The organism is Burkholderia pseudomultivorans, assembly GCF_001718415.1.
GTDB lineage: Bacteria > Pseudomonadota > Gammaproteobacteria > Burkholderiales > Burkholderiaceae > Burkholderia > Burkholderia pseudomultivorans_A.
Genome location: NZ_CP013377.1, coordinates 175,171 through 195,893, shown reverse-complemented (window position 1 = coordinate 195,893; position 20,723 = coordinate 175,171). Strand labels below are relative to the sequence as shown.

The window sequence follows — 20,723 nt, the reverse complement described above, 5'->3', positions numbered from 1 at the left end:
GGCCCTCACCGATGCATCCCGGAAAGGCTCACCGGCGGTTCCCGAGGAAGCTCACCGGGCGCTCCCGTATCGGCTCACCTTCGGACTCCCGTAAGCGCTCACTCGCTGTTCCCGAAAAATCTCACCTTTCAGCTCGCTGCGCGGCATTTCGCCTGCCCTACGGCTGCAGCTTCATCCTGAAGCCGACGACGCCCGGCTCCTCCGTCGCCGACACCTCGAACCCGCACGACTTCGCCAGCGAGATCATCGGCGCGTTCTCGCGCAGCGCCTCGCCGACCATCCATGCGGTGCCGCGCGAGCGCGCGTAGTCGATGATGCGCGTCATCATCAGCCGCCCGAGCCCCTTGCCCTTCTGGTCCGGCCGCACGGCGATCGCGAATTCCGCCGTCTCGTTGTCGGGATCGGCCACCGCGCGCGCGACCGCGAGCGTATGCGACCGGCCCGATGCGTCGGTCACCTCGACGATGAAGGCCATTTCGCGGTCGTAGTCGATCTGCGTCATGCGCGCGACCTGTGAATGATCGAAGCTGCGCACCGCGCCGAAGAAGCGCATGCGCAGGTCCTCCGGCGTCATCGCCGCGAGCAGCTCGTTGTGCGCGGCCTCGTCTTCCGGCCGGATCGGACGAATCGTCGCCGTCTCGCCGCGCCAGTCGAGCGTCTGTTCGAGATGACGCGGATACGGCATGATCGCGAGCCGGCTGCGCCCCGCGGCCAGCGTGATGCGCGGCGCGATCAGCCGCGCGCGGTCGGGCAACACGCGCAGCGTGACCGACATCGCGACGACCTCGCGCACGTCGCACACGACCTGCGACAACGCGGTCAGCGCATCGAGCGTCGGCTCGACCGGCGCACGACGCGCATAGGGCGAGCGCGCCATCACCGCACGCGCGAGCACCGTATTCATCGGCGGCAATCCGTAGACGACGAACGGCGCCGAGATGCCATCCGCCGACGGCACCGTGTAACGAAACACCGGGCCGAAATTCGAATCGTCGTACATGTCGACCGTCACGTCGACGATCCTCGCGCCCGCCTGGTCGTCCGCCGTCGCGCCGCGCAGACCGAAATGGGACAGCCATTGCAGCGCGGCGTCGCCGGCAAGTTCGTGTTGCCCGGCTTCGAGCATCCGGCGCGCGTCGGCCTGTGCGGACGCGACGCACCCGGCCGGCTGCAGCGGCGTGCCCTCCGGCGTCTGCATCAGCAGTTCGCGCCCGAGGTTGTAGTCGACCAGACGCGCGTAGGCGCGCGCGAGCCGCTGCGGCGTCGTGTGCACCGGAATGCCGTTCGCGTGCAGCGCGTCGCGCGTCGCCGCATCGACCGCGCCAAAGAAACACGCGAGGATCCCGCGATGCGCATGCTGCCGCGAATCGATCAGCGTACGCGCAACCCGTTCGGCCGGCGCGCTGTGCGACGTCGAGTGCACGACGAACAACGTGCCTGTCTGCGGGAACGGCGCCAGCGCCTTGATCGCCGCGGCGAAATGCTCGGGGCGCGCATCGTCGCCGAGCGTCAGCGGATTGCCCGGCGCCTCGAGATGCGGCAACGCGGCCGACACGGCGGCCGTGGCGGCCGGCGGCCAGTCGGACAGCACGTCGCGCACCTCCGCCACGGCATCGACCGCCAGCTTCGCGACGCCCGCATCGCTCGTCACGAGCGTCGCCGCGCCGCGCGCCGTGACGCGGCCGACACCGAGCGTCTCGATCTCGTCGAGCAGATCGTCGAGCGCATCGACGCGGACCATCCCCGCGCGCTGGAACGCCGCCGTGTAAAGCGCATCGCCGGGATCCGCGCGGCCGGTGCGCAATGCGAGCACCGGCTTGTTGCGCGCCGCCGCGCGCGCGGCCGACATGAACTTGCGCGCGGCGCGCACCGAATCGAGTTCGAGCAGGATCGCACGGGTGCCGGGATCGCTCGCCAGATAGTCGATCACGTCGCCTGCGTCGACGTCGGCCTCGCTGCCGAGCGCGACGACGTGCGAAAAACCGAGCCCGCGCGCGCCGGCCCAGCCCAGCACCGCGTTCGTCAACGCATTCGATTGCGACACCCACGCGACGCCGCCGGAACGCGCCGTATACGCCGGTGCGCCGAAATGCGCGTGACGCGCGGGCGACAACACGCCGAGGCTGCCCGGCCCGACGATACGGAGCACGAACGGCTTCGCGGCCTTGAGCGTGCGATCGAGCGCGACGCGGTCGGCATCGGTGCGCGCCTCGCCGACGATGATCGCGACACGCGTGCCGAGTTCGCCGAGCTTGCGCACGATGCCGGCCCATGTCGCCGGCGGCGTGCAGATCACGGCGACCGACGGCGGCGCGGGCAGCCGGTCGACGTCGGCCACGACGGTATGCCCGTCCAGCTCGCGGTGTTTCGGATTGACGGGCCAGACGGGCCCCTGGAACGCACCGGCCAGCACGCGCGACCACACCATCGCGCCGATGCTGCCTTCACGCGACGACGCACCGACGACCGCAACGGACCTGGGCTGGAACAACGCATCGAGATGGCGAACGGTCACATCGGCTCCATACGGTAATGAAAGACGATCCGGCCGACACGCGGCCGTGCGGGCCGCGCGCCGGGCGACGCGAATTCCAAGCATAGGCGAACGGCCTGCGGCTGCCTATATGCCGAACGGCCAGCTATCCGGCGGCCGTCAACAACGGCATCATCGACTCGCCATCCATGCACGGCGCAGGCACGACTGCCCGCGTCATGCAGATCAAAGGTGAGGATTTACAGGAGCCATGGTGAGAATCTTCGGGACCGGCGTGCAACGACACGCAAATCGGCGAGCGGTGATGAAAACCTGCGCCGCGCATGCACCGCGAAATTCGCCAATGCGAATGCTCGGGCCATGCGCAATTGCAGGCGTGTTTACCGAAAATCGCCGCGACAAGCAGTCGAATCGCGGCGAATTCGCGCAAGGCGATCCGTTAATTGCGTGCTGTCGCACGACGATTCGCGAAACGCAATCGCATTGCGGTGGCATGAAAACAAAACGGTGCGATGGCTGTCTGGCCAATCGCACCGTCCATCAACGCACCAAAGGTGAGCGTTTTCGGGAGTCAGTCCTTGATCAGGAAACGCGTGCGGTTCTTGCCGAGCCAGGCCGGCGCGCGGCCGCGGCCGCTCCACGTTTCGCCCGTCTTCGGGTTGCGATATTTCGGCGGCAACGGACGCTTCGATTTTGCGGCGGCGGCGCCGAGCGGACGGAAACCGAGTTCTTCCGGCGTAATGTCGAATTCGTCGATTTTTGCGCGGATCTCGGCTATCGCGTCGGCAATCGCCTTTTCGCGTTCCTTGTCGATCTTTTGCTGAAGCCGTTCGAGTTGCACGGACAGTTGCCGGTAGGTCGCCATATCGATGGGATTCCGTGAGGGTTATTCAAGAAAATAGCCAACGTCACGCAAATTGAAAAGCGCTGTCCCCAACGGGCACGTCCCGGACGGGCATGTCCCAAACGGGCATGTCCACCCCGCCGCTCGCGGATCAATAGCCGCTTTTCTTCCTGCACGCGAACAGCAGACTCCGCACGCCACCGTCGGTGGACTGCTGAAGCACGTCGTACTCGCCGTTGCAGATCGCGCGGGCGTTGTCCGTGCAGTTGCCCCACGAGTCGCCCGTACATTGCACCTGCGTGGTCGGGCGCCCGTCCGAAGTAAACAGCGGCGCACTGCCGCCGCAGCCGCCGAGCCCCGCGATCAGGGCCAACAATCCGGCCCGACGCAGCAGCCTTCCGGGCCGCCGACAGACCGACGCAAGCATGTGTTTCATTGTTCTTTCCGTCAACCTTTTTTTAAATGCCGCGAGTATGCCATGCGTCGTCCCCCGATGTTCAGTTCGGCGGCCGGTCGGGTTGTCCGCGCGTCTTGTACGGCAAGGTCCGGCGCGGATCGTCGGTGATGCGAATGAACACCTGCTCGACGTCGGGCAGCGCCTCGAATTCCCGTTGCAAAGCCTGTCGGTCGAGCGCCGCATCCGCGCATCCTTCGACATAGATGAAGCGCCGCTGCACGGTGATCCACAGGCTCGTGCCGCGCAGCCGGTCGGAACCCGCGAAATGCGCCTTCGCGGCTTCCGCGATCGGCGCATCGTACATATAGGAATTCGGCTTCGTGCAGCGGTGCGCGAGCCAGCAGGTCGTCCCGCGCTCGGCGCGGTAATGCGCATCGTCCGACATCTCGGCGCGGGTCATCCACGGGCCGAGCGGCAGCGGACACTCGGCCACGTCCCGCGACAACGCGATGAACGGATCGTTGTACCAGTTGCGGCGCGCCGTCGGCGCGTCGGCATCGCCGGACTGCGCGAACGCCGAAGTCGCCAGCGCGAAAGCCGCGCATGCCGCCATGCCGATTCGCTTCATGTCGTCTCCTGTCGCCGGCGTGTGCGCACGCGCGCTTGCGCCGACCCATGTTGTCGGGCCGACTGGCTGCCGGGCCCATCGTGCGCCGGCGTTCCGTCGAACCTCGTGCAAGACCGGCGCGGCTTACCGGTCGATGCCCAGCGCCGCGAGTTTCTTGTAAAGCGTCGCGCGGCCGATACCGATGCGCGCGGCCGCGTCCACCACGCGGCCGTCGCATGCAGCCAGCGCGTCGGTCAGGAACTGGCGCTCCCATGCCGCCAGCGCGTCGGCATACGAGACGCCCGGCGCGCCGCCGTCGGCCGGCGGCGATGCAGCCGGTCGCGCGAGCGACGCACCGTCCTGCTGCACGCGCACCGGGCCGAGAAACGGCGCGAGCGCGCGCGCGTCGATCACCGAGCGGTCGGACAACATCAATGCGCGCTCGAGCGTGTTGCGCAGCTCGCGCACGTTGCCCGGCCACGGATACGCGCACAGCATCCGCAGCGCATCGTCGGTCAGTTCGCAGTGCGCGGCGCGTCCGTGCTGGGCCGCCAGTTCCTCGAGCGTCGCATAGACGAGCGCGGCGATGTCGGAGGCCCGTTCGCGCAGCGGCGGCGCGTGAATCGTCAGCACATTCAGCCGGTAATAGAGATCGGCGCGAAAACGTCCGGCCGCCACGAGCGCCGGCAGATCGGCCGACGTCGCGGCGATGATCCGCACATCCGCACGCACGATGCGGTTCGAGCCGACCGGCTCGAACTCCTTGTCCTGCAGCACGCGCAGCAGCTTGCCCTGCAACGGCAGCGGCATGTCGCCGATCTCGTCGAGGAACAGCGTGCCGCGATCGGCCAGCTCGAACTTGCCGACGCGGCCCTTGCGGTCGGCGCCCGTATATGCACCGGGCGCCGCGCCGAAGAATTCGGTTTCGAGCAGCGTGTCGGGAATCGCGGCGACGTTGACGGTCACGAGCGGCTGCAGCGCGCGCGCCGACGCCGCATGGATCGCATGCGCGAGCAGTTCCTTGCCGGTGCCCGTCTCGCCGAGCAGCAGCACCGGCGAATCGACCTGCGCGGCGCGGCGCGCCTGACGCTTGGTTTCGAGGCTCGCGGCGCTCGTGCCGACGAAGCTCGCGAACGTGTATTTCGCGCGGCGCGCCTGCGCGAGCGAACGCTGCGTCGCGATCAGCTGCTGCTGAAGCTGCGCGTAGCGCGAGAAGATCGGCGTGAGCGTCTTCAACTGGTCGAACAGCGCGAAGCCGATCGCGCCGACCGTCTCGCCCGCCTCGTTCTTCAGCGGCAGGCGCGTGACGACAAGCGGTTCGCGGCCCGTCTCCATGATGTCGAGCAGGATCGGCTGCCCGGTCGACACGACTTCGCGCATCAGGCTGTTCGGAATCACGGCCTCGCAGTCGAGGCCGACCGCCTGCTGCGGATCGGCGAAGCCGAAGCGCGCCGCATAGCGCTCGTTCATCCACACGACGCGCGCGTCGCGATCGACGACCACGGTGCCCGCGCTCGAATCCTCGAACGTCCGGAACAGCGACTCGGCGGCGCGTCGCAGCACATCGCCGTAGTTGACGGGCAGGCGCACCCAGTCGTTCATCATCGTGTCGTCGTCTCCGCGTATGCTTGGCCGATTGTCTCCGGAACGGGACGAATTATCTCATTCCGGAGACACGCCGCAACGCCTTGTCCGGGAACACCCTGCCCGTTTCGCCGAGCGTCCGGGTGACCAGGATCGTCTCCGGATGGAGACGTTTTATGTAGAATCCTCAGACATTGGCCGGCGCGGGCCCGCCGGCCTCCGGCGGACCCGCGTCCGGCGGCGCAATCCGGCCGATGGCACGAAACCTGCAGAACCTGAGCCGGTCCGCGGCGCGCCGCACGACCGAACAACAACCAGAGCCATTAGGAGACTTCCCTTGTCTTTCGTGATCGTCCTCGCCGCGCTGGCGTTCCTGATGTTCGCCGCGTATCGCGGCTACAGCGTGATCCTGTTCGCGCCGATCGCCGCGCTCGGCGCGGTGCTGCTGACCGATCCGGCCGCCGTCGCGCCGGTCTTCTCCGGCATCTTCATGGAGAAGATGGTCGGCTTCGTCAAACTGTATTTCCCGGTGTTCATGCTCGGCGCGGTGTTCGGCAAGGTGATCGAACTGTCCGGCTTCTCCGAGTCGATCGTCCATGCGGCGATCCGCTACATCGGCCGCTCGCGCGCGAATGCGGTGATCGTCGCGGTGTGCGCGCTGCTCACCTATGGCGGCGTGTCGCTGTTCGTCGTCGTGTTCGCGGTCTATCCATTCGCGGCCGAACTCTATCGCCAGAGCAACATTCCGAAGCGGCTGATGCCCGGCGCGATCGCACTCGGCGCGTTCTCGTTCACGATGGATTCGCTGCCCGGCACGCCGCAGATCCAGAACATCATCCCGACCACGTTCTTCAAGACCACCGCATGGGCCGCGCCCGTGCTCGGCACGATCGGCTCGCTGTTCATCATCGTTGTCGGCCTGAGCTATCTCGAATGGCGTCGCCGTGCCGCGATGGCGAAGGGCGAAGGCTACGGCTCGTCGCTCGTCAACGAGCCGGAACGCGTCGAGGCGCAGTCGCTGCCGAATCCCGCGCTCGCGATCCTGCCGCTAATCCTGGTCGGCGTGTCGAACTTCGCGTTCACGAAGCTGATCCCGCAGTGGTACGGCGCCGCCTCCTATACGGTCGCGCCTGACGTGCTGCCCGGCGTGCACACGCCGGTGACGACGTCGATCAAGACGGTCGTCGCGATCTGGTCGGTCGAGGCCGCGCTGCTGCTCGGCATCGTGCTGGTCGTGCTGACCGCGTTCAAGCGCGTCAGCGAACGCTTCGCGGCCGGCTCGAAGGCGGCCGTCGGCGGCGCGCTGCTCGCCGCGATGAACACCGCGTCGGAATACGGCTTCGGCGGCGTGATCGCTGCACTGCCGGGCTTTCTCGTCGTCGGCGACGCGCTGAAGAGCATCCCGAACCCGCTCGTCAACGCCGCGGTGTCGGTCAGCTCGCTCGCGGGCATCACCGGCTCGGCGTCGGGCGGCATGAGCATCGCGCTCGCCGCGATGTCGGACGTGTTCATCAAGGGCGCGCAGGCGGCCAACATCCCGATGGACGTGCTGCACCGTGTCGTCGCGATGGCGAGCGGCGGCATGGACACGCTGCCGCACAACGGCGCGGTGATCACGCTGCTTGCGGTCACGGGCCTCACGCACCGTGAGTCGTATCGCGACATCTTCGCGGTGACCGTCATCAAGACGCTCGCGGTGTTCTTCGTGATCGCCGTCTATTACATGACGGGGCTCGTGTAAGTCCTTGCGCCGGGCGGCGTTTTGCACGCCGCCCGCGCCTGCCGGCCGCTTCGTCGCGGCCGGCGCGTTCTACCCGCGTTTCACGAACGGCACGCAGCCGTGCCGGATCGACGCCGCGATGGCGTCCGGCCCCTTTCCGGCCGGCGCCCCGGCCCGCCGGACCTTCCCCCGCGCCGCCCCGCCATTCGGCCCCGCTCGCTCCACCGTCATTGTTGTCCGCAGCGAAACACTGCATTGGGCGCCCGCGCATTTTTCGCGCGGCCGGCCCGGCCTACACTGGTTTCAACGTCGCCCGTCGCCTTCGTCACACGAAGAGCGGCCGATTCACCGGAAACCTGGAGGTCCCGATCATGAAGCGCCTGATTCAAGCGGTTGCCCTTGCCCTGGCCGTCTCCGGCCCGGTCGTCGCCCATGCGCAGTCGAACCAGCCGCTGACGCGCGCGCAGGTCCGTGCCGAAGTGAAGGCACTGAAGCAGGCCGGTTTCCAGCCGAGCGACTGGTTCTATCCGGCCAGCATCAAGTCGGCCGAAGCGAAGATCGCGCAGCAGAACGGCGCCGGATACGGCAGCGCGCGCGACGCGTCGTCGGAATCGGGCCGTTGATTCCGAACACGGCCACGCCGGCCGTCACGCCTTCACGGGCTGAATCAGCTTCGCGCATGCCGCTGCCTGCGGGTCGCCCGCGGGCAGCTTCCCGCATACCTCGTCGAACTGCCTGACGACGGTCCTGACCGACGCATCGTGCGCGCCGCCGCTGCGCCAGCGGTTCAGCTGCGCGACGACCTTGGTCAGCGCACGCAGGTTCGCGCCGTAGAACGCATCCCGCGTCTTGCCCGCCTGCGCGAGCACGCTCGCGGCAATCCCCTCGATCCGCGCCGAATCGTCGGGCGCCAGCTGCACCGCGTTCGCGAAATAGGTCGCGCCCCAGCGCAGCTTCGTCGCGGGGCCCGTCGCCGCGTCGTATGCCTTCCGGTACCAGTCGAGCGCCGCCGCCTTGTCGCCGCGCGCTTTCGCGTTCGCGGCCAGCCCGGACATGAAGTAGTACGGCGTCGACGAGCGCGGCAGTTCGGTTTTCAGCAGCGCATCCGACTCGTCGAACAGCCCGGCATCGGTCAACGTATCCGCGCCCTCGCTGACGAGCGCCTGCCGCTCGTACGGATTCGCCGCGCCCTGCACCGACGCGGCGATCTGCCGACGCACGGTATCGACGAGCGCCGGCGCATCGAGCGGCGCGCCGCTGCGCGCCTCGCCGCGCGCGAGCAGCACGCGCCCGTGCAATGCCATCAGGCGATCGATCGACGACAGCGTCGCATCGGTCGACAGCCGCGCGAGCGCCGCGTCGTATGCACCGCGCAGCTTCGCGCGCTGCGCATCGCCGCCGCCGAGATACGCGACGACGCGCGCCGGCGCCATCACCAGCACGTCGGAATCGGCGCGCGACAGCGCGCGATCGGCCAGCACAGTGCGCCATGCGTCGCCGAGCGCCACCTTGTCGAGCGCGCCGGCCTGCGGCGGATCGTCCGACGCGGCGACCACGGCCGCCTTCAGCGCGAAGCGCGCCGCCTCGGCCTTGGCGCCGGCAGCACGCGCGCGCTGCGACAGCGTCTGCAAGGTCTGCGCGACGCGATCGGCCGGCACCGGCAGCGCGCCGTCGGTATCCCACGAGTAGTCGGCCAGCAGGCGCCATTCGTCCGGCGTCAGCGATGCGCCGTCCTTCAGCGCGCTCGCGAGCGTCTGCCGCACCGGATGCGCGGCGGTCATGCCGAGCGACAGCGCCTGCATGTAGCGGTCGAGATCGGCCTCGCCCGGCAGCCGCGTCACCTCGGCGCCGTCGGGACGGAACAGGATCATCGTCGGATAGCCGTGCACCTTGAAGCGCTCGCCGAGCTTCTGCGCACTCTCGGTGTCGCCGTCGAGATACACGGGCACGAACAGCGACGAGCGCGTCTTGAACGCCTGCTGGCTGAAGATCGTCGACTTCACCTGGTTGCACGACGGGCACCACACCGCGCCCCAGTAAAGCAGCAGCGGCTTGCCGCTGCGCTTCGCGAGCGCGAAGGCGTCGTCGACGTCGCCCTGGTGCCACGCGATGCCGGGCGGCAGATGGGCGCGCTGCGGCGATGGGCTCGCCGCGACGGCGTCCTGTGGTGCAGTGGTGGCGAAGGCCGCGCCCGACGCGGCGAACAGGCAGGCGGCGGTCAGAGTCCGGAGAACGGTTTTCATCGAAGCGGGTTCCGTTGAAAAGACGATGGCGGGAAGGCGCGTCGCGCGCCTGTCGCGACGGCCGGCAAATCGTTCGACGATACGATGCAGGCAGCCGGTTGAAAACGAACGAATTCTCAATTGAATATCAGGCACCGGACGCGCGGCCTCACGGCCTCGGCCTGAGCCGCGCCATGTGATGGACGGACGCATACGCGCCGTCGCGCAGCGCATACTCGGGCGATTCGCCTTCGATCCGGAAGCCGTGCTTTTCGTAGAGCGCGATCGCCGCGCGATTGTCGACAAACACGGTCAGCTCGACCCGCGTGACGTTCAGCCAGTTCTCGGCGAGGTCGATCGCGGCCGCCAGCAAACGGCTGCCGATGCCGCGCCCGTGATGCGACGCATCGACCATCATGCCGAGCCCGGCTACATGACGGCGGCGCGGGTTCGATTCGGTATGCAGGGCGAGATGGCCGACCACCACGCCATCGATTTCGGCGACGAGGCTCACGCCCTGTTCGCGAATGCGCTCGAGCCGCTGCTGCCATTTCTCGAACGACGGAAACGGATGCTGCAGCGTATTCAGGCAGACCGCGGGTTGCGCGGAGATCTTGCGGATCGCGCCGACGTCGTGCGCGTCGCTGTGCCGGATCGTGATGTCGGTCATGACGGATAGCGTCCAGGGTATCGTTTTTCAAGGGCATGCCGCGGTGCGCGTACTGCAGGCCTTCGAGCTTATCCGGTTTCATGCCGATGCAACACCGTCGTCACGGGTTCGCCCCGCATGTCGATGGCGCGCGGCGGACGTAACGGGATCATCGTCGTCGATTCGGTTGTGCCCGCAACGGCATGGCGCCCCATCGGCCTCGTGCGGACGGACATTTTTTACCGAATGCCTTGCGAAAATCGGTAATTTCTCGCCGCCGGAAGCAGTCGTCCACTCGCACGCTGTTCGTTGCGCACACAACATCACGCGGCCGACATGCAATGTCATCTCGCCATCACGTCGACGTCACGTCGGCTCCCTAGACTGGTCGCCGCCCTGCCCGGCATGCGCCAGGCCGGCGCGTGCCGGCATCCCGTCCCGCGCATCACGAACGCGCGAGCGACGAGGCAGCAACGACGGCCGAAACCGCCACGCGACGCAGCGCGTCGTCCGTGGGGCGCGCACATCCGGCGCGCGGCCGGCGCATCCGCACGCACGCGCATCGCGGCCGTCCCAGGGGGGGACGACGCTTGGGCGCAACCAGACGAAGTCACGAACGCTCCCACCATCACAGGACTCGAACGCCATGACGTCACGCCGCAAATTTCTCCAGAAAACCACCGCTGCCGGCCTCTCGGCCGCCGCGCTGTCCGCGTTTCCGCCGAGCATCCGCCGCGCGCTCGCGATTCCCGCGTTTCACGAGACGGGCACCATCCAGGACGTGAAGCACGTCGTACTGCTGATGATGGAGAACCGCGCATTCGACAGCTACTTCGGCACGTTCAAGGGCGTGCGCGGCTACGGCGACCGCTTCGCGGTGCCGTCGCCGAACGGCCGCGACGTGTTCTACCAGACCTACACGAAGACGACGCCCGCCACGACCAGCACGCCGTATCACCTCGACGCGAGCCAGGGCAACGCGCAGCGCGCGGGCGGCACGCCGCACACGTGGGCCGACGCGCAGGCCGCCTGGGACCACGGCCGCATGAACCGCTGGCCCGACGCAAAGACGCTGCTGTCGATGGGCTACTACGACGCAGCCGAAGTGCCGTTCCAGCGCGCGCTCGCCGATGCGTTCACGCTGTGCGACCACTACCACTGCGGGATGCACACCGGCACGATCGCGAACCGCCTGTTCTACTGGAGCGGCACCAACGGCCCGAACGGCATCAGCCCGACCGACGGCAGCCGCGTGAAGGTCGCCGCGCTGAACAACCAGTTCAACGGCGGCAACGACATCGGCCCGTCGAGCCAGGGCTGGACCTGGACGACCTACGCCGACCGGCTGCAGCAGGCCGGCGTGAGCTGGAAGGTCTACCAGAGCCTGATCGACAACTTCGGCTGCAACGAGATGATGAGCTTCCGCCACTGGCGCGCGGCCATCGAGCAGATGCCGGCCGCGCGCCGGCCCGTGTATGTCGCGTCGACCGACATCACGCAGCCGGTGACGGCCGCCGGCCCGTTCTACGATCCGGCGATCGACGACCCGCTCAGCCCGCTCGCGAAAGGCTTCGGCAACACGATGCCGTACGGCTTCCTCGAGTCGTTCAGCGACGACATCCGCAACGGCAGGCTGCCGGCCGTGTCGTGGATCATTCCGCCGTCCGTCTACAGCGAGCACCCGGGACCGTCGAGCCCCGCGCAGGGCGGCTGGTACGTGCAGGCCGTGCTCGATGCGCTGACCGCGAACCCGGAGGTGTGGAGCAAGACGGTGCTGCTGATCAATTACGACGAAAACGACGGCTTCTTCGACCACATGCCGTCGCCGGCCGCGCCGTCGCGCAATGCCGACGGCACGCTCGCGGGCGGCCATACGCTGCGCGACGCCGACGTCGCCGTCGAGTACCACGACTTCGCGCCGGCCACGTCGAGCCAGCCGGCGGCCGACGGCCGTCCGTACGGGCCCGGTCCGCGCGTGCCGATGTGGGTCGTGTCGCCGTGGAGCCGCGGCGGCTGGGTCAATTCGCAGGTGTTCGACCATACGTCGACGCTGCGCTTTCTCGAGCAGCGCTTCGGCGTCGCCGAGCCGCAGATCGGCGCGTACCGCCGCGCGGTGTGCGGCGACCTGACGAGCGCATTCAACTTCCGCTCACCGAACAACGAGCCGCTGCCGACGCTCGCGGGCCGCTCGACGAAGCAACAGGTCGACGCGCTGAGCGCCGCGCAGCAGGCCGCACCGAAGATCACGCCGCCCGCCACGCCGGCCGCCCCCACGCAGGCCGCCGGCGTGCGCCCGTCGCGCGCGCTGCCGTACGAACTGCATGCGAGCGCACGCGCCGATGCCGGCAAGGGCACGATCACGCTGAAGTTCGCGAATACCGGCCGCGCGGCCGCCGTGTTTCATGTCTACGACAAGCTGCATCTCGACCGCCTGCCGCGACGCTATGCGGTCGAGCCCGGCAAGACGCTGCACGACGACTGGGCGGCCGGCGCCGACGACAGCGGTAAATATGACCTGTGGGTGCTCGGCCCGAACGGCTATCACCGCCGCTTCACCGGTGACCTGACGCGACTGGCCGGCGCCCGCGCGCCGAACCCGGAAATCCGCGTCGGCTACGCGGGCGCGAGCGGCAACCTGCATCTGCGGCTGAGCAATCACGGCGCCGGCACGGTGCGCTTCACGGTGAAGTCGAACCAGGTCTACGGGCCGCTGACCGCCCGCGGCGCCAACGACGACCATGGCCATGACCACGGCAAGGGCACCGCATGGACCGTCACGGTGCGCGCCGGCGAACAGTCCGAGCTGCACTGGAAGCTCGATTCGACCGGCAACTGGTACGACTTCGTCGTGACGGCGGACAGCGACGCGAGCTTCTCGCGCCGCGTGGCGGGCCGTGTCGAAACCGGCCGCCACTCGGTCAGCGACCCGGCGATGGGACTCGCCGACCGCTTCTGACGCGGCCGCGGCGACGCGCGCGGCAACGCGCGTCGCCGTGCCCGCCGCGCCGGCCGCAACCGCCGGCCGGACGCCGGCGCACTGCCCTGCGCCCTGCCTGGAACGCCCGTCCGGCGCGGACAAACATCTGACGGATCGGTGGTATAACCCTCATTTCCGGCCGTACGAAAATGCTCCGTAATGCCGTCCGTTCGCGTTAAACTGCGTCAAGCTGTTTTGCAGTTTTTCTACAACGACATTTCGCCATCACGGCAACCACGACACGAGGATAGGTTCGATGCGCACTACCGGCTCATCCGGGGCAATGACCCTGCTCACCGAACACGACCCGGCCGACGGCCGCGAACTGCGCTCGCTCCGGCTCGAAGCGACCGCCGACGGCAAGAGCGTACTGCTGATCGAAATCGACGAACGCAAGCCCGGCATTCATCGCGAGGTGCGCTATGAAATCACGCCGGCCGAGCTGATCGCGGCGATTCGCTCGCACGGCGCCGAGCTGCCCGGCGAAAACCACGGCCTCGCGTCGCTCGCCCGCACCCCCTCCTGATCCGCCATGGTGAGCGGCGCACCCTTCGCCCGCTCACCGTCATCACCCTGCTGCCGTCAGGCACTTTCCGCCATTCCGTCCGCCGTCTTGAAAATGGCCGATAATCGGCCCATCTTGATGCTTTCCGCGCGCGCGTCGCTTCCAGTCAGCCGCCATGCTCCGTGATCTCGTCGCCCAGTACGGGCCGCTTCTCGTCTTCGCCAACGTGCTCGCGGCGGCCATCGGGCTGCCGGTGCCGGCGTTGCCGACGCTCGTGCTGTTCGGCGCGATGGCCGCGATGCACCCGGGAATGATCGGCTCGCAGCTGGTGACGGTGATCGCGTTGTCGGTGCTCGGCGCGCTGATCGGCGACACCGTCTGGTACGTCGCCGGCCGGCGCTACGGCGGCACGACGCTGAAAACGATCTGCCGGCTGTCGCTGTCGCGTGACAGCTGCGTGAAAAAGACCGAGCGTTTCTTCGGCCGCTACGGCGTGCGCGTGCTCGCGGTCGCGCGCTTCATTCCGGGGCTGTCGCTCGTGTCGGTGCCGATGGCCGGCGCGCTCGGCACACGCTATCGCACCTTCGTCGGCTACGACGCGCTCGGCGCCGCGCTGTGGACGATCGTCGGACTGTTCGCGGGGCTGGTGTTCTACCGGCAGATCGACTGGCTGTTCGCCGGCGCGAGCCGGCTCGGCCGCGCGGTGCTGGTCGTGATCGTCGCGCTGCTGGCCGTTTATGCAGCCATCCGCTGGATGCGCCGCCGCGCGCTGATCCGCCAGCTCGCAAGCGCGCGGATCGGCGTCGACGAGCTCGACGCGCTGCTGCGCGACGCCTCTGCGCCGGTGATCCTCGACGTGCGCTCGCCCGAACACCGCAAGCTCGACCCGTTCACGATTCCCGGCGCGCAGTTCGCGGACGAACGCCAGATCGGCGATATCGTCGCGCGCTATCCGCTGACGCAGAAATTCGTCGTGTACTGCTCGTGCCCGAACGAGGTGACGGCCGCGCTGATGGCGAAGCGCCTGCTCGACGCCGGCTTCACCGATGCGCTCGCGCTGCGCGGCGGCCTCGACGCATGGCGCGACACGGGCCGCCAGCTCGTGTCGCTCGCCGAAGACCTGCCGGCGGCGAACGACGCGATCGCGGGGCTGCACAAGCCGGCCTGAACGCAGCCGGCCGCGCGACGCGGGCGGCCCGCGCGTCGCTCGCGATCAGAACGCGTGCAGCGGCAGGTTCACCACCAGACGGTACTCGCGGTTCGTCGCATCCGAGTAGTGGGCCGAACCGTTGTGCCACATCGCGATGAACGTGACCTTCGTGTCCTTCAGCTTGCCGCTCTGGAACGTGTACGACGGGATGAAGCCGAACTCGTGGTGACGGCCCTGCACCGGCGCGCCGTTGCTCCAGTAGATGCTCGACTTGCTCGGGTCGTTCGCCGCGCCCGCGCTCGCATCCGCGCCCCAGCCCGTCACGCCCCACACCATCGCCTTGAAGCCCGGCAGGCCCGCTTCCTTGCCGTAGAACGTGTAGCGCAGCTGCAGCGACTTTTCGTGCGGCGCGTTGTAGTCGACGTCCATCGAGTTGGTCAGGAAGATCCCGTTGGTCTCGGTGATGTAGTCGAAGAACTGGTCGCCGAGGATCTGCTGGTAGCCGAGCAGCAGTTCGTGCGGGCCGTGCTGCGCGGCCAGCGACAGGCTGTACGCGTTGTTGTCGATCTTGCCCTGCAGCGCATCGCCCGTGTCGTGCGTCGAGTAGACGTTCGCGAAGCCGGTCCACTTGATCGACTTCGTATCGCCGATGCTGTGCTTCACCGACGCGTAGTACTGGTGCCACACGTCGTCGGCCTGGTCCGCATACAGCGCGAGCTCGCCGTTCGGCGAGTAGTCCCACGTACCGCCCACGTACGTCAGGCGATTGACGCGCGTGCCGCCGTACTGCGTCGTCAGGTTCGTGAGCGTCGTATGCCCGCGCGCGTCGGTCTTCGTGAAGCTGCCGGCCTCGAGCATCACGTTCTTGAATTCGTTGCTGACGATCGTCGCGCCGAGGAAGGTCGGCGGCAGCGCACGGTTGTCGTGCTGCTCCATGAACGGGTTGTCGACGGCCTGCAGACCGTACTTGATCACCGTGTTCGAGATGCGCGCCTTCACGTCGTAGATGCCCGGGTACGCCCACGCGAGCTGGTTCGAGCCGCCGCCGCCCTTCGCGATGTGCGCCATGCTGCCCGCGCCTGCGCCGCCGTCGAGCTTCAGCGCCGCATACAGCGATGCGTCGAAGCCGATACCGATCAGGCCCGTCGTGTAGCCCGACTCGAAGTTCGCCATCACGCCCTGCACCCACGCGTGGCGGTGCGGGCCGCCCTTGTTGTCGAGCACGTCCGCGTAGTTGCGGAACAGGAAGTCGAGATGGCTGTCGGCGATGAAGCCCTTCGACTTCGATTGCGCGGACGGCTGCTCGTCGGGCGGCGTGACGGCCTGGGTGGCCTCCGCGTTGACAATGGCGTTCGGCGTCGTCGCCTGTGCGACGCTCGCACTCGCGCCGGCGGCCGGTGCGGCCTGCGCGACCGTCAGCGGCGCCGGGGCCGCGTCGTCGGCGCACGCCACGCCCGTCAGCGACACGCCGGCGAGCGCCGGCAGTCCCCATGCAAGCAGCATCTTCGATGCCGTCCCGATCGTCTTCTGCTTTTTCATCGTGGTTCTCTTCTTGTGTTGATGTCGTCCCGCCGGTCGCGATCCGCGCCCGGCCCCCACCCGGCGCGACCGGCTACGGACGCGCCTGTACCCGCGACGCGAAGATCGTTCGCGCCGCACTTACCCCTGTCGACCTGCCTGTTTATGGTTGTTCGACGCTCATGCCACACCCGCACGGATGCACGCGACGCGCGCCGCCGAGCCGTGCCGCACTTCCGGCAGCGGCACGTCCTGCGCGCACGCGTCGATCGCGACCGGGCAGCGCGTCCGGAATGCGCAGCCCGACGGCGGATTCAGCGGCGACGGCATCTCGCCCGCCAGCAGCAGCGGCCGGCGCGCACGCTCGCGCGCCGGTTCCGGCGTCGGCGCCGCGTCGAGCAGCGCGCGCGTGTACGGGTGCTGCGGCACGCCGTACACGTCGTGCCGCGTGCCGAACTCCATCACGCGGCCGAGATACATCACCAGCACGCGCTGGCTGATCGCCTTTACCACCGCGAGATCGTGCGCGACGAACAGATAGGACAACGACAGGTCGCGCTGCAGGTCGCGCAGCAGGTTCACGATCTGCGCCTGGATCGACACGTCGAGCGCCGACACCGGTTCGTCGCAGATCACGAGCTTCGGCTCGCCGATCAGTGCGCGCGCGATGCCCACGCGCTGGCACTGCCCGCCGGAGAATTCATGCGGATAACGCAGCATGTGATGCGCGTTCAGGCCGACCCGCTCGAGCATCGCGACCACGCGACGCCGCACTTCGGCGCGGCCGAGGCCCGGCTGGTGCGTGACGAGCGGCTCGGCGACGACCTGCTCGATCGTCATGCGCGGATCGAGCGACGCGAGCGGATCCTGGAAGATCATCTGCACTTCGCGCCGCATCGCGGTGCCGCGCAGGTGTTCGGTCTCGACCGGGCGGCCGCGCCATTTCACGGTGCCGGCCGTCGCCGGCACGAGGCCGATCAGCGCGCGCGCGAGCGTCGACTTCCCGCAGCCCGATTCGCCGACGAGCCCGACCGTCTCGCCGCGCTTGACGTCGAACGACACGCCGTCGACGGCGCGCAGCGTGCCCTTCGGCGACCACGGATAGCCGCCGAGCGGCACGCGGAAATGCACCTTCAGATTCTCGACGGACAGCAGCGTGTCGTCCGTTGCGCCAGCATCCTGGCGTTGATCGACGCTCATCGCAGTCCTCCCGTCAGATCGGCCACCGGCCGGTGGCATGCGCGCACCGCGTGCGCGGCGCCATAGGTTTCGAGTGCCGGGCGCGCCGTGTCGCAGCGGTTTTCCGCATACGCGCAGCGCTTCGCGAACGCGCAGCCGGCAGCCGCGGTGCCGGGCATCGGCGGATTGCCGGGAATCGCGACGAGCGGTGCGTCGTCGGCGTCGGTCAGGCGCGGCAGCGCGTTCAGCAGCCCGATCGTGTACGGATGCGACGGCGCCGCGAAGATCGACTCGGCCGGCGCGTATTCGACGGTGCGGCCCGCGTACATGACCATCACGTCGTCCGCGAGGCCCGCGACCACGCCCATGTCGTGCGTGATCAGCACGATCGCGGTGCCGCGCTCGCGGTTCAGCTCGCGCAGCAGGTCGATGATCTGGGCCTGCACGGTCACGTCGAGCGCGGTGGTCGGCTCGTCGGCGATCAGGATTTCGGGTTCGGACAGCAGTGCCATCGCGATCATCACGCGCTGGCGCATGCCGCCCGAGAACTCGTGCGGATACATGCGGATGCGGCGCGCGGCATCGGGAATGCGCACCGATTCGAGCGCCTCGATCGCGCGCTGCGTCGCGGCCTTGCGCGACAGCTTGCGGTGCAGCTGCAGCGTCTCGGTCATCTGCCGCTCGATAGTCAGGAACGGATTGAGCGACGTCATCGGATCCTGGAAGATCATCGCGATCCGGTCGCCGCGCACCGCGTTCAGCGCGCGCGTATCCATCTCGAGCAGGTTCTTGCCGCGATAGCGCGCGGCGCCGCTGGTCGTGCCGTTGCCGGCCAGCAGGCCGAGCAGCGCCATCACGGTCTGGCTCTTGCCCGAGCCCGATTCGCCGACGATGCCGAGCGTCTTGCCGGCTTCGAGCGAGAACGACACGCCGCTGACGGCGTCGATCGGCGGTGCGTCCTTGCGCGTGAAGCGCACGCCGAGGTTGTCGACTTCAAGTAGTGCGGCCATCTTCAGCGATCCTTCGGGTCAAGCGCATCCCGCAGGCCGTCGCCGACGAAATTCACGCAGTAGAGCGTCACGCACAGCATGACGGCCGGGGCCAGCAGCAGCCACGGCATCGATTCCAGTTTCTGCGCGCCGTCCTGGATCAGCACGCCCCAGCTCGTCATCGGCTCCTGCACGCCGAGGCCGAGGAACGACAGCACCGATTCGGTCAGCACGATGTTCGGCACCGACACGGTCGCGTACACGACGACCACGCCGAGCAGGTTCGGCACGACGTGGCGCAGCACGATCGATGCCGGCGACACGCCGATCGCGCGCGCCGCATCGACGAACTCGCGGCTGCGCAGCGACAGCGTCTGGCCGCGCACGACGCGCGCCATGTCGATCCACGAGAACGCGCTGATGGTCAGCACGACGAGCAGGAACGAGCGGCCGAACAGCGTCATCATCAGGATCGCGATCAGCAGGTACGGGATCGCGTACATCATGTCGACGATACGCATCATCACCGCGTCGACGCGGCCGCCCGCGAAGCCCGCGGTCGCGCCCCACGCGACGCCGAACAGGCCCGACACGAGCGTGCCGAGCAGGCCGACCTCGATCGATACGCGTCCGCCGATCAGCGTGCGCACCAGCAGGTCGCGGCCGAGTTCGTCGGTGCCGAACCAGTGCTGGTTGGCGAGCGTCGGCGGCAGGCTGATCGCGCCCCAGTCGCTCGCGGCCGGATCGGCCGCCAGCAGCCACGGACCGACGAAGCAGGCGAGCGTGATCAGCGCGAGCAGCACGAGGCTGAACACGGCCGCACGGTTGCGCAGGAAGCGCGCGAATGCCAGCGCGAGCGGCGAGCGCGAACGCGGCGGCGTGTCGGTCTGCACGGGCAGGCCGACGGCAGGTGTGGTGGGAGTCATCGCTGCGCCTCGCTCAGTAACGGATGCGCGGATCGAGCCACGCGTACGCGAGATCGACCAGCAGGTTGAACAGCACCGCGCAGACGGTCGTCAGCACGACGAGGCCGAGCACCAGCGTGTAGTCGCGGTTGATCGCGCCGTTCACGACGAGCTGGCCGAGCCCCGGCAGCGCGAACACCGATTCGGTGACGACGGCCGCCGTGATCGACGTGATGCAGACCGTGCCGAACAGCGACACGACCGGCATCAGCGCAGGCTTCAGCGCATGGCGCAGCACGATCGTCGAACCGGGCAGGCCCTTCGCGCGCGCGGTGCGGATGTAGTTGCTCGACAGCGTCTCGATCATCGAGCCGCGCATCACGCGCGCAAGCAGCGACACGTTGATGAAGGTCAGCAGCACGATCGGCAGCAGCCGGTATTGCCAGCCGCCGTCGCCCCAGCCGCCGGCCGGCAGCCAGCCGTTGCCGGCCGACGTCTTCAGCAGGATCGCGAAGATCCACACGAGCACCGGGCCGAGCACGAACGGCGGCACGACGTTGCCGAAGTTGCCGATCAGCATCACGAAGCGGTCGATCAGGCTGTCGCGGCGCACGGCCGCGACGGTGCCGAGCAGCACGCCGAGCACGATCGAGATCGGGATCGACACGCCGCCCACGCCGAGACTCACGGGCAGCGCCTTCTTCACGAGGTCGTTCACGGACCAGTCGACGTAGCGGAACGACGGACCGAGATCGCCGTGCAGCAGCGAGCCGAGATACAGCAGGTACTGCTTCCACAGCGGCTCGTCGAGGTGGTACTTCGCGTTCAGGTTCGCGAGCGTCGCCGCGGACAGCTGCTTCTCCGTATCGAACGGGCCGCCGGGCGTGAAATGCAGCAGCAGGTAGCAGACGGTGATGACCGCGAGGATCGTCGGCACCGCCCACAACGTGCGTCTCAAAGCGTAGGCCAGCATGATCGCTCCG

At 68.4% G+C, this 20,723-nt stretch carries 17 protein-coding genes; 5 read left to right on the top strand and 12 right to left on the bottom strand.

From position 1 onward, the window contains the following. Window positions 1–157: 157 nt before the first annotated feature. The 5 genes from WS57_RS00850 to WS57_RS00830 form a co-directional block, all read right to left on the bottom strand. A complete protein-coding gene (locus tag WS57_RS00850; protein ID WP_069243618.1) occupies window positions 158–2,515 on the bottom strand; it encodes a GNAT family N-acetyltransferase in 2,358 nt (785 codons plus the stop codon). Between the two features lie 550 nt (window positions 2,516–3,065). Then, window positions 3,066–3,359, bottom strand: coding sequence for an H-NS family nucleoid-associated regulatory protein (locus WS57_RS00845; protein ID WP_009693989.1), 294 nt, complete (start codon window positions 3,357–3,359; stop codon window positions 3,066–3,068). Window positions 3,360–3,489: 130 nt separating this feature from the next. Then, entirely contained in the window at window positions 3,490–3,774 is a 285-nt protein-coding gene (locus tag WS57_RS00840; RefSeq protein WP_194794089.1) for a hypothetical protein, read from the bottom strand. 61 nt (window positions 3,775–3,835) lie between these two features. Next, window positions 3,836–4,363, bottom strand: a complete 528-nt coding sequence (locus WS57_RS00835; protein ID WP_009693991.1) for a BON domain-containing protein — start codon at window positions 4,361–4,363, stop codon at window positions 3,836–3,838. A gap of 123 nt (window positions 4,364–4,486) precedes the next feature. Continuing rightward, on the bottom strand, window positions 4,487–5,947 hold the full coding sequence (locus WS57_RS00830; protein WP_059482079.1) for a sigma-54 interaction domain-containing protein: 1,461 nt from the start codon (window positions 5,945–5,947) through the stop codon (window positions 4,487–4,489). 316 nt (window positions 5,948–6,263) lie between these two features. Between WS57_RS00830 and WS57_RS00825 the strand changes: the two genes are divergently transcribed. Together WS57_RS00825 and WS57_RS00820 are read left to right on the top strand one after the other, a co-directional pair. Then, on the top strand, window positions 6,264–7,667 hold the full coding sequence (locus WS57_RS00825; protein WP_040130853.1) for a GntP family permease: 1,404 nt from the start codon (window positions 6,264–6,266) through the stop codon (window positions 7,665–7,667). 350 nt (window positions 7,668–8,017) lie between these two features. Next, window positions 8,018–8,269, top strand: coding sequence for a DUF4148 domain-containing protein (locus WS57_RS00820; protein WP_009693422.1), 252 nt, complete (start codon window positions 8,018–8,020; stop codon window positions 8,267–8,269). Window positions 8,270–8,293: 24 nt separating this feature from the next. Here the strand turns inward: WS57_RS00820 and WS57_RS00815 are convergent, their stop codons facing one another. Both WS57_RS00815 and WS57_RS00810 read right to left on the bottom strand, forming a co-directional pair. Further along, a complete protein-coding gene (locus tag WS57_RS00815) occupies window positions 8,294–9,889 on the bottom strand; it encodes a thioredoxin family protein (protein ID WP_069243617.1) in 1,596 nt (531 codons plus the stop codon). A 148-nt stretch (window positions 9,890–10,037) separates the two neighbouring features. Beyond that, window positions 10,038–10,538, bottom strand: coding sequence for a GNAT family N-acetyltransferase (locus WS57_RS00810; protein WP_069243616.1), 501 nt, complete (start codon window positions 10,536–10,538; stop codon window positions 10,038–10,040). Between the two features lie 625 nt (window positions 10,539–11,163). Here WS57_RS00810 and WS57_RS00805 point away from each other — a divergent pair. The 3 genes from WS57_RS00805 to WS57_RS00795 all read left to right on the top strand — a co-directional run bounded on the left by WS57_RS00805 (window position 11,164) and on the right by WS57_RS00795 (window position 15,167). Next, window positions 11,164–13,473 (top strand): phosphocholine-specific phospholipase C, encoded by a 2,310-nt coding sequence (locus WS57_RS00805; RefSeq protein WP_069243615.1) that lies wholly within the window; start codon window positions 11,164–11,166, stop codon window positions 13,471–13,473. A gap of 277 nt (window positions 13,474–13,750) precedes the next feature. After that, complete coding sequence (locus WS57_RS00800) at window positions 13,751–14,020, top strand: hypothetical protein (RefSeq protein ID WP_009689998.1); 270 nt, start codon at window positions 13,751–13,753, stop codon at window positions 14,018–14,020. A 154-nt stretch (window positions 14,021–14,174) separates the two neighbouring features. Continuing rightward, window positions 14,175–15,167: a DedA family protein/thiosulfate sulfurtransferase GlpE gene (locus WS57_RS00795; RefSeq protein WP_059604921.1), complete on the top strand. Its 993-nt coding sequence runs from the start codon at window positions 14,175–14,177 to the stop codon at window positions 15,165–15,167. Between the two features lie 45 nt (window positions 15,168–15,212). Here WS57_RS00795 and WS57_RS00790 read toward each other — a convergent pair whose 3' ends face one another. From WS57_RS00790 to WS57_RS00770, 5 genes are all read right to left on the bottom strand, one after another. After that, window positions 15,213–16,688 carry an OprD family porin gene (locus tag WS57_RS00790; RefSeq protein WP_059516951.1) on the bottom strand — a complete coding sequence of 492 codons (1,476 nt, stop codon included), beginning with the start codon at window positions 16,686–16,688 and terminating at the stop codon, window positions 15,213–15,215. Window positions 16,689–16,847: 159 nt separating this feature from the next. Continuing rightward, window positions 16,848–17,867, bottom strand: a complete 1,020-nt coding sequence (locus WS57_RS00785) for an ABC transporter ATP-binding protein (RefSeq protein ID WP_059482069.1) — start codon at window positions 17,865–17,867, stop codon at window positions 16,848–16,850. Continuing rightward, complete coding sequence (locus WS57_RS00780; protein WP_009692485.1) at window positions 17,864–18,856, bottom strand: ABC transporter ATP-binding protein; 993 nt, start codon at window positions 18,854–18,856, stop codon at window positions 17,864–17,866. Before WS57_RS00780 ends, WS57_RS00785 begins: the two co-directional genes overlap by 4 nt. 2 nt (window positions 18,857–18,858) lie before the next feature. Beyond that, complete coding sequence (locus WS57_RS00775) at window positions 18,859–19,761, bottom strand: ABC transporter permease (protein WP_009692484.1); 903 nt, start codon at window positions 19,759–19,761, stop codon at window positions 18,859–18,861. 13 nt (window positions 19,762–19,774) lie between these two features. Beyond that, window positions 19,775–20,713 (bottom strand): ABC transporter permease subunit, encoded by a 939-nt coding sequence (locus WS57_RS00770; protein ID WP_009692483.1) that lies wholly within the window; start codon window positions 20,711–20,713, stop codon window positions 19,775–19,777. Between the last annotated feature and the right edge of the window lie 10 nt (window positions 20,714–20,723).